This window comes from Rathayibacter festucae DSM 15932 (assembly GCF_004011135.1).
Classification (GTDB): Bacteria; Actinomycetota; Actinomycetes; order Actinomycetales; family Microbacteriaceae; genus Rathayibacter; species Rathayibacter festucae.
The window spans coordinates 1,243,006-1,258,321 of sequence record NZ_CP028137.1; the positions used below are offsets into that span (position 1 = coordinate 1,243,006).

The window sequence follows — 15,316 nt, forward strand, 5'->3', positions numbered from 1 at the left end:
GGCGGTACCGGGGCAGAGCGTGTGTCAGCGTGTCGGCGCAGCATGAAGCGGCGCATGGGCGGGCGCGGGCGCGCGCATTTCATGTTGGTCGAGTAGCGCGCAGCGCGTATCGAGAACCACCCATCGAGTGACGGTGGATCTCGATACGCCCTCTGCGAGGGCTACTCGATCAGCATGGGGCGGCAGCAACGTGCTGAGCAGGCGTGACGGACCCCTGTTGGTCGAGTAGCGCGCAGCGCGTATCGAGACCCACCCATCGGGTGACGGTGGATCTCGATACGCCCTCTGCGAGGGCTACTCGATCAGCATGAATCGGTACCGGCCTGCTGGGCAGGCGTAAGCGGATTGGCAAAGCATGAAGCGGCGCATAGGCGGGCGCGGGCGCGCTCATTTCATGCTGGTCGAGTAGCGCGCAGCGCGTATCGAGACCCACTCATCGGGTGACGGTGGATCTCGATACGCGCTCTGCGAGGGCTACTCGATCAGCAGGGGGCGGCGCGGGTGCAGAACCGCGTTCGTCAGAACGGGGGCGGTGCGTCCCGGAAGCGGGGGCCCGGCGGGGCGCCGGCGAGTGCGGGTGGGCGGATCGTGATGCGGCGGCCGGTGGGGGTGGTCCAGACGATGCTGCCGTCCGGGCGGGGGATGTAGGTCCAGCGGTCGCCGTGGCGGACGTGGTGGTGGGACGTGCAGAGGCAGACGAGGTTGTCCAGGGACGTCTCGCCGCCGTTGCGCCATTCGATCGTGTGGTCGGCCTCCGCTCGGGATGCGGTGCGGGTGCAGCCGGGGAAGCGGCAGGTCTGGTCGCGGAGCTGGAGGTGCAGGCGCATCTGCGGCGGCGGGACGCGGTGGGTGCGGCCGACGGACCTCACGGCACGGGTGTCCGGATCGGTGAGCACTCGCGTGAAGGAGGCGCCGGAGGCGACCAGGGCGCGGGCGAGGTCGGCGGAGATGAGGCCGTAGCCGTCGAGGTCCGCGGGGGCGTCGTCGAGTCCGACGGCGGTGGACGCGGCGAGGGTGAGGCGCACCTCCGCGCGGATCCCGGGGACGAACGATGGGGTCACTTGAGGACCGTCACCTGCGGGCGTGGTGCCGGCGATGTCGCCGTCGCGCAGCAGATCAGTGAGCACGTCGGCCTTCAGTTGCGCCAGGGTGCGCTCGTCGCCTCCCTCGCGGAGGGACCGGGCGATGCGGTCGACGCGCTCGGCGATGCCCATCGCGTCCGGCGCGGGCAGCAGCGCGCACAGTGTCGCCATGCCGTCGATCTCCGGCGAGACCCAGACGGCGCGGTCCTGCCGGGCGCGGACGTGCCGCTGGGTGAGCGGCTCCTCGTGGAGCTCGTCGCGCAGGCGGGCGACGATCCGCCTCAGCTGCGTGGGCGTGACCTCCGGGGCGACCTCGGCGGCGCGCTCGTCGAACCGGGCGCGGGAGCCGGGAGGCAGGGTCGCGGCGGTCGCGCAGACGATCTCGCTCGAGTCCCAGAGCAGCCGGCCCTCCGCGAGTAGCGCGCGGGTGCGGGGGAGGTCCTCGACGAGCAGCCGCGCGTGCTCGAGGACCGTCTCTGTCGCCCGCTCGGACAGGCGGAGCTTGACCGCGAACTCGGCCCGGATCGACCGCTCGACCAGGGTGCGCGCCTCGCTGCGGGAGAGCGACTTCGCACGGGCGAACGCGTCGGGGACGGTGACCGCCGCGCGGTAGGCGAGGTGCAGGGTCTGCGCGCGGGTGAGGAGCAGCTGCGCGGAGGTGCGTCCGATCTCCGCGGCGATGTCGGTCAGCGCGTCGACGGCGGCGAGCGCGCTCGACTGCCCTGCCGCTCCCGGGTCGCTGTGGTCGTCCATACGTGTATTGAAGCAGGGACCACCGACACCCGAGCCCCCCTCGGGCGGAACCCCGGGAGAACCCGCGAATGTCCGATCTGTGGAGGAGCTATGCCCCCACCTCGGCCGTCGCACCGGCGGCCCGCCCGCGCAGGGTGACGATCGGTGCCACCTCCGTCCAGCCGAGGCTCGCGTAGAGCGCGCGCCCGCCGACGCTCGCCATCAGGAGTCCCGTGGTCGCGCCGTTCTCCGCCGCCCAGGCGCTGAGGCCGGTCATCACCAGGCCGCCGAGACCACGGCGGCGGAAGCGCGGAGTCGTCTCGATCCGATCGAAGACGGCGTCGTCGCCGCTCAGCGCCGCCTGCCCGCGCGCCGCGACCTCGCCCTCCGCCTCGATGCGGGCGTGCGCGACGCGACCGCTCGTCTCGATCCGCACCTGCGGCGGCCTCGCGGCCCTTCGGAGCCGGGTGGTCATCATCCGCTCGTCGCTGGTCACGGGGTCGAGGCCGGCCACCGCGTCGCGACCGCGCTCGTCGAGGTCGCCGACATTCGTCAGCCAGACGTCGGGCGCGGTGACGGCGGCGGCCAGGCGGCGCAGCTCGGGCAGCGACGGCTCGGCGATCACGTACTCCCGGGAGCGGGTCTCCGCCGCGACCGCGACGAGCCGGCCGTCCCCGTCGCGCCGCATGAGCATCCCACGCGACTCACACCACCCCGCCACCCAGCGGTCCACCAGCTCTCGCGACGAGTCCATCACGGCACCGTACCCGGACAACCCGGCCTGGTCGCTCCTGCCGATCACGGCACGAGGTGCTGGGTGATCGATCCGCTCGCGCCGTCCAGCCGGACGTCGGCGAGCGCGCCGTTCACGAGCGGCAGCTGCGGCGGCTGATGCCCCGTGTCGAAGTCCAGGACCACGGGGAGATTCAGATCACCGAGTGCCCGACGCACCGCCTCGTCCTGGCTGAGCTCGGGAACGGCACCGCCGCCGGTCCGGCCGATGAGGACGCCGTTCGCGTCCTCGAACCAGCCCGCGAGGCGCAGCGAGGTGAGCATCCGGAGGACGGTGACGGCGTCGGACTCGGCCGCCTCCAGGTGGACGATCGTCCCCTCCGGTGCGTGCCGGCGCGCGAATCCGGGGACGTCGCCGTACGGCGTGCCCGCCAGCAGCGAGACCGTCTCGAGGCAGCCGCCGATCAGACGGCCGCGGATCGCGACGTCCGCACTCCCGTCGAGGGAGCGCCAGCGGGTGGGCGTCTCGTAGGCGCGATCGCGGTCGAGCGGCTCGTCCGCCCACGCTCCCCAGGGCCGGCCCCGGCGGCGCGGCGCGGCGCGCTGGGTGAAGGAGCTCCCGGGTGGGAGGGCGGCGACGTCCGTCCACCGCTCGAACTCGAGGGGGAGCTCCCACGGCTCGTCCATCAGGTTCGCGCCGTTCAGCGTCGCGAGTCCGGTGATCGTCGTCAGCGGGAGGAGCAGGGTGGAGACGTCCGACCAGCCCACGAACCACGCACGAGCGTCGGCCAGAGCCTGCCAGTCGACCGCGTCGAGCAGCTCGATCGCCAGCTCACCGCCCCACGGCGGCAGGACCGCGTCGCCCGTCCGGAAGGCGTCGTGCAGATCGGCGACCCGCTCCGCGGCGGACGCCGGCACGAGTCCGGGCGTGAGGGCGTGCGGACGGACCCGGACGTCGAGGCCGAGCGCCGAGAGGCTTCCGACCGCGGCATCGAGCCGCTCGTGCAGGTGCTCCGGCACGCCCATCGACGGCGCGGGGACTTCGACGCGCGCTCCCGGGCGCAGCGGAGCGGGGTAGGTGATGCTCGCCATCAGGCGACGGTAGCAATCCCGTCCGGCGAGGCTTCGCGACGAGAGCGCTCGGCGCAGGACGACCCCGGCGCGAAGCGCGGGCGGAGCCTCCTCGGGGCCGACGTCGTCCGGTGGTGGATCTCGATACGCCCTCTGCGAGGGCTACTCGATCAGCATGCTTGTGCGCAGGCGTGAGCACGGGCCGCAGCGTGGGCCGACGCGGGTGCGGTGGGCGGATCGTGCGTCCCATGCTGGTCGAGTAGCGCGCAGCGCGTATCGAGACCCGCCTTCCATGTGACGGTGGATCTCGATACGCCCTCTGCGAGGGCTGCTCGATCAGCAGGGAGCCCGGGTCACTTCTCCGGGGTGACGACGAGGCCGACGCCGCCGCCGCGGCGGACGGGCTCGGCGGCGGCGGTCATCAGGCCGGAGGGGTCGACCTCGATGGCGGCCACCGCGCCGATCTGCGCGGCCGAGGTGAAGGTGTCGCCCGAGGGCGTCAGCTGCTGGCCGAAGGGTGCGAGGTCGTCGGCGTAGGCCTCGATGAAGCCCGGCTCGGCGGAGGTCGACGCGGTGTTGCGCTGCGACGCCCGGGGCGCGGCCACCGCCTCCGGCAGCGTCATGCCGAGGTCGATGCGGTTGACCAGCGTCTGCAGGACGGTCGTGATGATCGTCGCTCCGCCCGGCGAGCCGACGACGAACTTCACCGCGCCGTCCTCGAGCACGATCGTCGGCGACATCGAGGAGCGCGGGCGCTTGCCGGGCTCGATCCGGTTCGGGTCGCCCTCCACGGGCGTCGCGGAGAAGTCGGTCAGCTCGTTGTTGAGGAGGAAGCCGCGGCCGGGGACGGTCATCGCCGAGCCGCCGGTCTGCTCGATCGTCAACGTGTAGGACGCCGCATTGCCCCACTTGTCGACGACGGAGAGGTGCGTGGTCGAGACGTTCTCGGTGTCCGGCTGCTCCGCGGTGAGGGCGGTCGCGCAGCCGACGCCGTCGAGCGCGCCCGGGGCGACCGGCCGCGTGGAGGCGGCCGCCGGGTCGATGGTGCAGTCACGGGAGTCCGCGAACTCCTGGCTGAGCAGCGTCTCGGTCGGCACGTCGACGAAGGCCGGATCGCCCACGTACGCGCCGCGGTCGGCGAAGGCGCGGGCCGACGCCTCGAGGTAGAGGTGCAGGGCGCTGCCGGTGTCCTCGGCGGCGAGGTCGTGGTTCTCGAGGATGTTCAGCGCCTCGCCGATCGCGATCCCGCCGGAGGAGGAGGGCGCCATGCCGTAGACGTCGAGCCCGCGGTAGGAGACGTGAGTGGGCGCCTGCTCGGCCACCGAGTAGCCGGCGAGGTCGTCCTCGGTCATCGAGCCGGCCGGGGCGGGGAGGGTCGAGCCCTCCGCGAGCCGCGGGTTCTGCACCGTGGCGGCGATCTCGGCCGCGAGCGGTCCGTCGTAGAACGCGCTCGGCCCGCGGGCGGCGATCCGGGCGAGGGTCTTCGCGAGATCCGGGTTGCGGAAGGTGCTGCCGACCGCCGGAGCGTCGCCACCGGGGAGGAACAGCTCCGCGGTGTCGGGGAACTGCTGGAAGCGCTGGAGGTTGTCGAGGGTCTGACTGCGGAAGGTCTCGTCGACCGGGAAGCCCTTGGCCGCGAGCACGATCGACGGGGCCAGCACGACAGGGAGCGGGAGGGTGCCGAAGCGATCGACCGCGGCGTCCCAGGTCGCGACGGTGCCGGGGACGCCGACCGCGACTCCGGACGAGACGAGCTGCGGGGTGAACGGGTACGGCGCACCGGTCGCCGGGTCGAGGAAGGCGTCCGGAGTGATGCCGGCCGGCGCCGTCTCGCGGCCGTCGATGGTGCTCACCTCCCCGGTCTTCGGATCGAAGTAGACGAAGTAGCCGCCGCCGCCGATCCCGGCGCTGTACGGCTCGGTGACGCCGAGGGCCGACGCCGTCGCGACGGCGGCGTCGGCCGCGTTGCCGCCGCGCTTGAGCACCTCGAGGCCGACCCGGCTCGCGAGCGCGTCGACCGAGGAGACCGCGCCGCCGTAGCCGACCGACGTCGACGGCGAGACGACCGGACCGCCGAGGGCGTCGCGGAGCTCCTGCGCCGTGGGGAGACCGCGGCTCGGGACGCCGGGGAACGGCCAGTCGAGCGCGGCGGCGGGTGCGGCGCCCGCCACTCCGAGGGAGGCGACGGCGACCAGCGCGAGCGCCGCCCGTCGGAGACTGCGGATCGTGGCCATGGGGTTCCTCCATCGGAACTCGGTGCGGGCGGAGCAGGTGCGTCCAACCTAGGCCGGTGGCGGGTAGAGAGGCCAGCACTCCGCGCCTCCGAGACGGGGGAGGGCGGGCCGGGGACGGCGGAAGGGCCGCCCCGGTGGGACGGCCCTTCTGCGATCAGTGCCCGGGGTTCAGTGCCCGGGGATCAGCGCTTCACGGTGAAGGCGAGGGTGATCGCCTTGCCCGACTGCGCGCCGGTGACCGTGACGCTGTAGTCCCCGGGGGTGGTGGGGGCCTTGGCAGTGGCGGTCAGCGCGCCGTCGTTGAGGTCGCGCGTCGCCGTGCGCTCGGTGAAGAGCGGCGCGGAGCCGATGAGCTGCGTGTCGCCCCGGAAGCCCTCCGCCGTCAGGGTGATCCGGGCTCCGGGGGCGAAGGTGCTGCCCGAGAGCTCGGCGGTGGCGCCGAAGCTCAGGTTCCGGATGTCGCGGTCCAGGCCGAGCGCGTTCGAGATGGTGAAGAACGTGTCGGTCTGGTCGGTGAGGCCGGCGACGTTGGCCGCGCCGGGTCCGTAGGCCGCGATGCGCAGCTGCGTGCCGGTGTGCTGCTGCGAGCCGCCCTCGGCGGCCGTGCCGTAGGACACCTTCATCGTGCTGCCGTCGACGGTCTTCAGCGCGGTGCTGAGCGAGGTCGGCGGGGTGGAGTCGACGATCTGGCTCGAGTGCGCGTGGTCGGCGGTGACGATGACGAGGGTGTTCCCGTCCGCCTCGGCGAACGTGAGCGCGGCCTGGACGGCCTCGTCGAGGTCGACGGTCTCGCCGATCTGGCCGCAGGCGTTCGCGGCGTGGTCCTGCTTGTCGATGCTGGCGCCTTCGACCTGGAGGAAGAAGCCCTCGTCGCCGGTGTCGAGCAGGTCGATCGCCTTCTCGGTCATCGCGCGCAGGGTGGGCTGCTCGGCGGGACGCGAGGGATTCGCGACGCAGGTCTGCGGCGCGGCGTCGGCGCCGCCGACGGTCGCGGGGGTCGGCGCGTAGCGCACGGGCAGGTTGCCGGAGTTGAACAGGCCGAGCACCGGCGCGTCCTGGTCGGCGACGGTCAGCGCGTCGAGCTGGTCCGCGGTGGCGGCCGTCGTCGCGTCGCCGAGCACCTGGTAGCCGCGCTCGTCGGCCTGCCGGAACAGGGTCTGCCCGGCCCAGTCGCCCGCCTTCGCGGTCTGCGCGAACGTGGCGGAGCCGCCGCCGAGGGTGAGGTCGGCGCGGGTGTCGAGGATCTGCTCGCTGATCGAGCCGAGTCCGCCGTTCTCGAGCGCGTCGTTCCCGCAGCTGGCGCTGTCGGGTCCGTAGCAGCTGCGCGCGTCGACGTGCGCGGCCTGCACGGCCGGGGTGGCGTCCTGGATCTCGGCGGTGGTGACGTTGCCGGTCTTCAGGCCGTTCGCCTTCGCGATCTCGAGGAGGGTGTCCTTGCGCTCCTGGTCGATGTCGACCGAGATCGCGTTGTCGTAGGTCTTGGTGCCGGTGGCCCAGGCGCTGCCGGTGGCGGCGGAGTCGGGCACGTAGTCCGGGGCGCCCTTGACGGCGCCGGTCGCGGGGTCGTCGGCGCGGTAGAGCGAGTACGTCGTGTACTGGCCGGTGATCGGCAGGGCGTCGATGCCGGGGAAGCGGCCGGCGGCGCCGTAGGCGTAGTTGCGGGCGACCGTGATCTCGGAGTCGCCCATGCCGTCGCCGATGAGGAGGATGACGTTCTTCGCGTCCTGCTCCTTCACCGCCGCGCGCAGCGAGTCGGAGAGGTCGGCGTCGACGGGGGAGATGCGGGCGGCGCCACCGGTGGCGGCGAGGTCGGCGGCGCCGATGGCGGTGGCCGCGCCGGGGGCGGCCAGGGCGGCGGCGCCGACCAGGGCGACGGCCGTGAGGGCCAGTGCGGTGCGTCCGCGGTGCGCGGAGCGGGGCAGTCGTGTCACGTCGGGGACTCCTTGGGGTGAGGGCCCCTGAGAAGGGGCTCACCCAGCACACTCCTGATTCCCGCTCCCGTGGGTGAACGGAGATGCATAGCCGGGTGAACTTTCCGCGCGCCGGTCCCCGTGGCGACCGCGTGCGGTGACCCCGTGCGGGGGGCAACTCGGGCGGATCCGGCACCGGCCTGATCGGCGGGCGCTAGCGTGACGCCCGGTGTCCCCCGCACCGCCGAACCCGCCGAGAGGACCCCATGACCAGCCCCCGCCCCGTCTCGCGCCGCACCGCGACGACCGCCGCCCTGTGGAGCGCCCCGGTCCTCCTCGCCGCCTCCGCCGCCCCGCTCGCCGCGGCCTCCGGAGAGGTCGGCGCCGCGCTCGGCGTCTCCGGCGGCCTCTCGAACGGCGGCGGCGACCTCTACGCCGGCCAGTTCACCCCGGTGGTCTCGGCCTCGCAGGGCAGCGAGCCCGTGCGCGACATCGTCGCCCGGGTGACGTTCGACACGGGCGACAGCGATGTCGTGCTGTCCGACTTCGTCCTGGAGGAGGGCCCCTGGGTCGTCGTGGAGCCGCTCGGCTCCCGCACGCCGGGCGTCGTCGTCCTCGCCTGGTCGGACGCGACCGGCCTCCGCGACGGCGAGTCTCCGGTCCCGCCGCAGTTCAGCGTCCACGCGTCGGGCTACATCGTCAGCTGCCTCGTGGCACTGTCGAGCACCTCGGCCGCTCCGGCCAGCGACTACCTGATCATCGCGGTCGTCTGACCGGCGGCCCTCAGAGCGTGACCTGCGGCCCTCAGAGCGCCCGCGGCCGGTAGGTCTCGATCAGCGCGTCGAAGAGCCGGTCCATCCGCTCGTCGACCGTTCGGCGGGCCGGGTCCGCGTCGTACCACTCGACGATCTCGCGCGCGCCGTCGCTGAAGCGGGTCGAGGGCGCGAACGCCGGCACCAGGCTCCGGATCTTCGCGTTGTCGAACACCATCGAGTGGGCCTTGTCGCCGACGATGCCCGCGCCCAGCTCCGGGTCGGCCGCGGCGATCGCGTCGGAGGTGATGTGCACGATCCGCGCCTCGGTGCCCGCGGCGGTCGCGAGGTCGTGGTGGATGCGGTCCCAGGTGGGCGTCTCGTCGCCGGTGATGTGGAACGCCTCGCCGATCGCCGCCGGCGCGCCGAGCAGCCCCACGAGGCCGACGGCGACGTCGCGGCTGTGCGTGATCGTCCAGAGCGAGGTGCCGTCGCCGGGCACGACCACCTCGAGGCCGCGCCGCATCCGGTCGATGACGGTCCAGCCGCCGTCGACCGGGAGCGAGGTGCGGTCGTAGGTGTGCGAGGGGCGGACGATCGTCACCGGGAAGCCGGTGCGCCGGTACTCGCCGACCAGCAGGTCCTCGCAGGCGATCTTCTCCTGCGAGTAGCTCCAGTACGGGTTCCGCAGCGGCGTCGACTCCGTCACCGGCACGCGCGCCGGCGGCTTCTGGTACGCCGACGCGGAGCTGATGAAGACGTACTGGCCGGTGCGGCCGGCGAACAGGTCGATGTCCTGCTGCACGTGCTCGGGGGTGAACGCCGCGAACTCGATCACCGCGTCGAAGCGCTCGTCGCCGAGGGCCTCGCGCACGGAGGCCGGGTCGCGGACGTCGGCGGTCAGCGTCCGGACGCCGTCGGGCAGCGGGCGGATCGAGGTCCGGCCGCGGTTGAGCACGGTCACCTCGTGGCCGACGGCGAGAGCGCGGCGGACGCCCTCCGAGCTGATGATGCCCGTTCCTCCGAGGAACAGAACGCTGAGGGGCACGGCGGACCCGGCCTTTCCTGACGAGGGCTGCGCGCTCCGCTCCGGAAGGGGAGGGACGTCGTCGAGCACCGCCTCCATGAGCGCACACTCCGGCGCTCCCGTCGAGGGGGTGGCGGGACCCTCCCTCCGGCGGCGATCGCGTCCTAGCGTGGAGGCATGACCCTGCAGCTCACCCTCAACAACGGCGTCACCCTTCCCGCTCTCGGGCTCGGCGTCTTCCAGAGCGCGCCCGAGGAGACGACCGCCGCCGTGCAGTCCGCCCTCGAGGCCGGCTACCGCCACATCGACACCGCCGCCGCGTACGGCAACGAGCGCGAGGTCGGCGAGGGCCTCCGCCGCTCGGGCCTGGACCGCTCGGAGGTGTTCGTCGAGACGAAGGTCTGGGTCACCGACTACGGCTACGACGAGACCCTGCACGCCTTCGAGAAGGCGACCGGCAAGCTCGGCGTCGAGCAGCTCGACCTGCTGATCCTCCACCAGCCCGTCCCGTCCCGCTTCGACACCACCGTCGCCGCCTACCGGGCGCTCGAGAAGCTCCTCGCCGACGGCGGCGTGCGCGCGATCGGCGTCAGCAACTTCACGCCCGCGCACCTGGCGCGCCTCCTCGCCGAGGTCGACGTCATCCCCGCCGTCAACCAGGTCGAGCTGCACCCGTACTTCGCGCAGCCCGACCTCCGCCGCGAGCACGCCGAGCGCGGGATCCTCACCCAGGCCTGGTCGCCGATCGGCGGCATCACCTTCTACCCCGGCTGGGGCGACGAGCGCCGCAGCGTGATGGACGACGCGACGATCGGCGCCATCGCGACCGAGCACGGCAAGAGCCCGGCGCAGGTGATGCTCCGCTGGCACCTGCAGCAGGGCCGCTCCGCGATCCCCAAGTCGACGAACCCCGAGCGGATCGCGGCGAACATCGACGTGTTCGACTTCGAGCTCTCCGACGACGAGCTCGCCCGGATCGACGCCCTCGACACCGGCGTCCGCAGCGGCCCCGACCCCGACGTGGAGCGGCCGGCGCTGTTCGAGCGCACGATCCCCGAGGCGTGAGCCGTGACGACGCCTCCCGACGCCCCGCACCCCGACCTGCACCACGCCCCGCACCCCGCACAGGAGGAGACACCATGACCGACCCGATCGGCATCCCCGAGGCCACCGCTCTCGAGAGCACCCGCCGCACCATCGCGATCCTCGGCGCGGGCGGCGATCTCACCGAGCGGCTGCTCCTGCCGGGGCTCGGCCGCGTCGCGGAGCTCGCCCGCGACTCCGAGCTGACCCTGATCGGCGCCGCCCGCACCCCGCAGACCGACGACGAGTGGCAGGGGCTCGTCCGCCGCAGCCTCGAGGCGGCCGGGATCGCGGCGCACACCGTCGACGACCTCGCCGCGCGCGCCCGCTTCGTCGCCACCGACGCCTCCGACCCGGAGCAGCTGAAGGCCCTGCTCGACGCCTGCCCGACGACGCCCGTGCTCTACGTCGCGCTGCCGCCGGCGATGGGCCACAAGGTCGCCGACTCGCTCTCGAAGCTGGACCTCCCGGAGGACCTCGTCGTCGCGATCGAGAAGCCGTTCGGCGAGGACCTCGACGACGCGATCGCGCTGAACGCCGCCTTCGCGCCCGTGATCTCCGAGGACCGCTTGTGGCGCATCGACCACTTCCTCGGCAACGCGACCGTCATGGGCATGCTCGGACTGCGCTTCGGCAACCGGCTGCTCGAGGCGAGCTGGAGCGCCGAGCAGATCGAGAAGATCGAGATCGTCTACGACGAGACGCTCGGGATCGAGGGGCGCGCCGCCTTCTACGACGGCACCGGCGCCCTGCGGGACATGCTGCAGAGCCACCTGCTGATGGTGCTCGCGCTGACGACGATGGAGCGCCCCGAGGAGGTCTCGCCGGAGGACGTGCACGAGCGGATGGCCGAGGCGCTCGGCGCCGTCCGCCTGTGGCGCGACGACCCGGCCACGGCGCGCCGCGCGCGCTACACCGAGGGCCGGGTCGACGGCCGGTTCTTCCCCTCCTACGTCGACGAGCCCGACGTCGATCCGGAGGCCGGCACCGAGACGCTCGCGCAGCTGCTGCTCCAGGTCGACACGCCCCGCTGGGCCGGCGTGCCGTTCGTGCTGCGCTCCGGCAAGGCGATCGGCGACCCGCGCCACGAGGTCGCCGTGCACTTCCGCGCCGCGACCCCGCCGCGCGGCCTGGCCGGCGCCGACGACGGGGCGGGCACCGTCCTGCGGATGTCGCTCAAGGGCGGCGACGTCAGCCTCGACCTGCTGGTGAACAGCGCCGACGACCTCACCGACCTCGAGCGCGCGACGCTCCAGGCGCAGCCCGGCGCCGCCACGCTCGACCCCTACGCGCAGGTGCTCGCCGGCATCCTCCAGGGCGACACCCTGCTGTCGGTGCCGGGAGCCGTCGCCGAGCAGTGCTGGCGCATCATCACGCCGGTGCTCTCGCACTGGGCCGAGGGCGGCACCCCGCTCGACGAGTACGAGGCCGGAAGCGCTGGCCCCGAGGGCTGGTAGCGCGCGAGCAGCCCCGCAGGGCAGAGCCCTCCATGCTGGTCGAGTAGCCCCGCAGGGGCGTATCGAGACCCGCCGTCGTCGGCAGGGTGGATCTCGATACGCCCGCTGCGCGGGCTACTCGATCAACATGGATCGGGGCGGCCCGCGTGGGCTGCAGCCTCTCTCCATGCTGGTCGAGTAGCCCCGCAGGGGCGTATCGAGACCCACCGTTGTCAGCAGGGTGGATCTCGATACGCCCGCTGCGCGGGCTACTCGATCAGCATGCCTTCCTCATACGCACGAGGTACCGTTCGAAGGAGACCCCGCCGTCGCCGCTCTCAGACGTCGACGAGGATCGTCCGAGTCGGGAGGCCGAGGAACGCGGGGGCCTCGCCCTTCGTCTCGGGGGAGACCGGGCCTCGCGTCACGGTCGCCGTGACGCGGAAGCCGCCCGGGGGAACCGGCGTCAGTGCGCAGTACATCCGTCCCGGGCCGAGGGGCGCCACCTGCATCACCCGCCCGTCCCGGTCCGTGTAGGTGCCGCGGCTCCGGTAGCTCCCGGCCGGGACCACGAGGTGAGCGGAGCGCGGGCCGTCGACGACGAGCCACTCCGACCAGTGCTCGACGTCGTGCTCGGCGGTCACGTCCATCCGGGTGTCGCTGAGGAGCTCGACCGGTGCTCCGGACACCCCGCTGCGCGCTGCCCGGAGCTCGACGATGAAGTTCCCCGAGGACAGGGAGTCCAGGAAGAGACCGACGTACGGTCCGGCCTCGAGGGGGCGCGGAGCGGTTGCGGCGGACCCGGGGGCGCCGACCGCCGCGGCGAGGACGGGCGCCGTGCAGGCCATCGCGATCGCGGCGCGGCGGGTGACTCCCTGACCATCCGAACGACTGCCGGACATGAGATCTCCCTCCGGTCGCACGGCTCCTCGCGACCCGTCGTGCCGCGCGCCCTCGGCTCGCCGAGACCGGACGGATGCCGCAATGCTCGGTCACCTATCCGGATCCGCCGAATCGCTGGCGCGATGCGGTGAACCTGGCGCCGGGACGTCGATGCGCGGGGTGGAGGGGCGGGCGAGCTGCGTGCTGGTCGAGTAGCCCGCTGCGCGGGCTGCTCGATCGGCATGGGGCGCGGGCTGCTCGGTCGGCGCGGGAGGTCGACCGCTCAGGCGATGATGCCGAGGGACTGGGTCCCGAAGCCGAGCGCGGTCTGCGCCTTCGGATCGCTGCCCGGGTGGACTCGACCTCGCGTCACGGTGGCCGTCACCGTGAACCTGCCCTTGGGCAGCCAGGTGAACCTCGAGTACCCGCTCCCCGCGATCCTCGCGATCTGGAGGGTCACGCCGTCCTTGCCGGTGTACGTGCCGGCCGAGGGGTAGAGGCCTGCCGGCAGCAGGAGGTGCGCGGACCGCGGGCCGTCGACGACGATCCCTGCGGCCCACGTCTCCACGTCGTGCTCGCTCGTGATGTCCACCCTCGCCTCGTCGGTGAGAGCGACGGGGGCTCCGGCCGCGCCGCTCCTCGCCACCCGCAGATCGACCCGGAAGTCGCCCGCACGCCAGTTGATGAGGAACAGCCCGACGTAGGGTCCCTCATCGACCGGGACCGGTGCGGACGCGGCCGCACCGGGCGCCGCGACCGCGGCCGAGACCACCGGAGTGGTCCACGCGGCTGCCACCACGGCGGCCCGGCGCGTCACCCCCCGCTCGGCGCCGTCCCTCTCCTCGAAGCGTGCATCGTCCCGTCGAGCATCCGACATCGTCTCTCCCTGATCGCGCCGGTGCCCGTCACAGGCGGGAGCCGAGCACCGATCATCCGCTGGAAGTCCGAAGTCTCGGGCACCGCGGTCGACACCGCCCCATCGATGGCACGATGCAGTGAACCTGGCGCCGGGATGTCGGGAGTGGGGCCGGGGCCGAGGGGGACACTCGCCCTCCCCCTGCTGGTCGAGGAGCACCGAGCGGTCGTCTCGAGTCCCACCCTTCCCGCCGGGGGTGGGTCTCGGTTCCTCCGATGCGCGGGATGCTCGATCATCAGGAGGGCAGCGGTGCGAGGGCGTTCGCTCGCCCCTCAGACCACGACGGTGACCGTCTGGGTCGGAAAGCCGATGTATCTGCGTGCCACGGCATCTGCACCCGGGTAGACGCGCCCGACGGTCACGGTGGCCGTGATCGAGAATTCGCCCGCGGGCGTCCGGCTCAGTCGAGAGCCCGAGGGGTACCGGACGATCGAGATGTTCAGCAGCACTCCGTCCTTGCCCACGTATTCGCCGACGTGCGTGTAGGTGCCGGCGGGAATCGGGATGGTGGCGGCTCGGGGACCGTCGACGACGAATCCAGGCCACCAGGTCTCCACGTCGTGATTCGTCGTGATGTCCACGCTCGCGTCGGTGAGCAGCGTGACGGGGGCTCCGTCCGGTCCGCTCCCGGCCACCCGCACTTCGACCTCGAACTCGCCGGCGCGCGGCCCGGCCGTGAGGAAGAGCCCGACGTACGGTCCCTGATGCACCGGGGCCGGTGCGGAGGCGGCCGCGCCCGGCGCCGCCACGGCGGCCGAGACCACCGGAGTGGTCCACGCGGCCGCCACCACGGCGGCTCGGCGCGACACCCCTCGCTCGGCGCCGTCCTTCTCCTCGAAGCGTGCATCGTCCCGTCGAGCGTCCGGCATCGTCTCTCCCTGATCGCGCCGGTGCCCGTGTCAGGCGGGAGCCGAGCACCGATCATCCGCTGGAAGTCCGAAGTCTCGTGCCCCGCGGTCGGCACCGCCCCATCGGTGGCACGATGCAGTCGATCTGGCGGGTCAGCCGCGTGACGAGACGCGGCGGGGTCAGCTGCTGCCAGGGCGTCGCGGAGGCGGACGCGGGAGTGCCCACCGCCTGCTGGCTGTGTCGTTCCCCGTCGCCGCGCAGTGCCGGCGCACCATCACCCCGATGCTCTCGCGCTGGACCGAGGGCGGTACCCCGCTCGATGAGCCCGAAGCGGGAAGCGCGGGCCCCGAGGGCTGGTGAGGGCCGGCGATCTCCGGCGACAAGGCACAGAGCCGGCCACTCGTCTGAGTCAGACTTGAGAAGCGGACCCGCCCCACACACGTGGACAGGCGGGTCCTGCTGTGTCTCCCGACGCCTTCTCGAGCGGCCGACCCGCTTCGCGTCTCGGTGGTGAGGGAAAGGACGCGCTGCGGCCGTTCTCATGCTGGTCGAGTAGCCCCGCAGGGGCGTATCGAGACCCGCCACCACCAACAGGGCGGGTCTGCAGACT

Annotated in this window: 12 protein-coding genes; 3 read left to right on the plus strand and 9 right to left on the minus strand. The window is 73.1% G+C overall.

Features of this window, described 5'->3' with window-relative positions:
- Nucleotides 1–518 precede the first annotated feature (518 nt).
- The 5 genes from C1I64_RS05865 to phoA form a co-directional block, all read right to left on the minus strand.
- Nucleotides 519–1,835 (minus strand): HNH endonuclease signature motif containing protein, encoded by a 1,317-nt coding sequence (locus C1I64_RS05865; RefSeq protein ID WP_127886520.1) that lies wholly within the window; start codon nt 1,833–1,835, stop codon nt 519–521.
- Between the two features lie 88 nt (nt 1,836–1,923).
- A complete protein-coding gene (locus tag C1I64_RS05870; protein ID WP_127886521.1) occupies nt 1,924–2,502 on the minus strand; it encodes a GNAT family N-acetyltransferase in 579 nt (192 codons plus the stop codon).
- Between the two features lie 110 nt (nt 2,503–2,612).
- A complete protein-coding gene (locus C1I64_RS05875; RefSeq protein ID WP_127886522.1) occupies nt 2,613–3,638 on the minus strand; it encodes a S66 family peptidase in 1,026 nt (341 codons plus the stop codon).
- Nucleotides 3,639–3,970: 332 nt separating this feature from the next.
- Complete coding sequence (gene ggt, locus C1I64_RS05880) at nt 3,971–5,851, minus strand: gamma-glutamyltransferase (RefSeq protein ID WP_127886523.1); 1,881 nt, start codon at nt 5,849–5,851, stop codon at nt 3,971–3,973.
- 182 nt (nt 5,852–6,033) lie between these two features.
- Nucleotides 6,034–7,782: an alkaline phosphatase gene (phoA, locus tag C1I64_RS05885; protein WP_244209408.1), complete on the minus strand. Its 1,749-nt coding sequence runs from the start codon at nt 7,780–7,782 to the stop codon at nt 6,034–6,036.
- Nucleotides 7,783–8,027: 245 nt separating this feature from the next.
- Between phoA and C1I64_RS05890 the strand changes: the two genes are divergently transcribed.
- The gene (locus C1I64_RS05890) at nt 8,028–8,534 is read left to right on the plus strand and encodes a hypothetical protein (RefSeq protein ID WP_127886524.1); all 507 of its coding nucleotides are present in this window, start codon (nt 8,028–8,030) and stop codon (nt 8,532–8,534) included.
- 31 nt (nt 8,535–8,565) lie between these two features.
- On the opposite strand, the gene C1I64_RS05895 is transcribed toward C1I64_RS05890, so the two are convergent.
- On the minus strand, nt 8,566–9,561 hold the full coding sequence (locus C1I64_RS05895; RefSeq protein WP_244209409.1) for an SDR family oxidoreductase: 996 nt from the start codon (nt 9,559–9,561) through the stop codon (nt 8,566–8,568).
- 156 nt (nt 9,562–9,717) lie between these two features.
- Between C1I64_RS05895 and C1I64_RS05900 the strand changes: the two genes are divergently transcribed.
- Nucleotides 9,718–10,605, plus strand: a complete 888-nt coding sequence (locus C1I64_RS05900) for an aldo/keto reductase (RefSeq protein ID WP_123445902.1) — start codon at nt 9,718–9,720, stop codon at nt 10,603–10,605.
- 74 nt (nt 10,606–10,679) lie between these two features.
- Nucleotides 10,680–12,080 (plus strand): glucose-6-phosphate dehydrogenase, encoded by a 1,401-nt coding sequence (locus C1I64_RS05905; protein ID WP_208645089.1) that lies wholly within the window; start codon nt 10,680–10,682, stop codon nt 12,078–12,080.
- Between the two features lie 317 nt (nt 12,081–12,397).
- Here the strand turns inward: C1I64_RS05905 and C1I64_RS05910 are convergent, their stop codons facing one another.
- The 3 genes from C1I64_RS05910 to C1I64_RS05920 form a co-directional block, all read right to left on the minus strand.
- The gene (locus C1I64_RS05910; RefSeq protein WP_127886526.1) at nt 12,398–12,961 is read right to left on the minus strand and encodes a hypothetical protein; all 564 of its coding nucleotides are present in this window, start codon (nt 12,959–12,961) and stop codon (nt 12,398–12,400) included.
- 263 nt (nt 12,962–13,224) lie between these two features.
- A complete protein-coding gene (locus tag C1I64_RS05915) occupies nt 13,225–13,758 on the minus strand; it encodes a hypothetical protein (RefSeq protein WP_127886527.1) in 534 nt (177 codons plus the stop codon).
- 371 nt (nt 13,759–14,129) lie between these two features.
- The gene (locus C1I64_RS05920; protein WP_127886528.1) at nt 14,130–14,621 is read right to left on the minus strand and encodes a hypothetical protein; all 492 of its coding nucleotides are present in this window, start codon (nt 14,619–14,621) and stop codon (nt 14,130–14,132) included.
- Nucleotides 14,622–15,316: the final 695 nt, after the last annotated feature.

What these genes read in the sequence shown, in the direction of transcription:
- C1I64_RS05900 (WP_123445902.1), top strand. Translation starts at nt 9,718, where the DNA reads ATGACCCTGCAGCTCACCCTCAACAACGGCGTCACCCTTCCCGCTCTC.
- C1I64_RS05905 (WP_208645089.1), top strand. Translation starts at nt 10,680, where the DNA reads ATGACCGACCCGATCGGCATCCCCGAGGCCACCGCTCTCGAGAGCACC.
- C1I64_RS05865 (WP_127886520.1), bottom strand. Translation starts at nt 1,835, where the DNA reads ATGGACGACCACAGCGACCCGGGAGCGGCAGGGCAGTCGAGCGCGCTC.
- ggt (WP_127886523.1), bottom strand. Translation starts at nt 5,851, where the DNA reads ATGGCCACGATCCGCAGTCTCCGACGGGCGGCGCTCGCGCTGGTCGCC.
- C1I64_RS05890 (WP_127886524.1), top strand. Translation starts at nt 8,028, where the DNA reads ATGACCAGCCCCCGCCCCGTCTCGCGCCGCACCGCGACGACCGCCGCC.
- C1I64_RS05875 (WP_127886522.1), bottom strand. Translation starts at nt 3,638, where the DNA reads ATGGCGAGCATCACCTACCCCGCTCCGCTGCGCCCGGGAGCGCGCGTC.
- C1I64_RS05870 (WP_127886521.1), bottom strand. Translation starts at nt 2,502, where the DNA reads ATGCGGCGCGACGGGGACGGCCGGCTCGTCGCGGTCGCGGCGGAGACC.
- C1I64_RS05910 (WP_127886526.1), bottom strand. Translation starts at nt 12,961, where the DNA reads ATGTCCGGCAGTCGTTCGGATGGTCAGGGAGTCACCCGCCGCGCCGCG.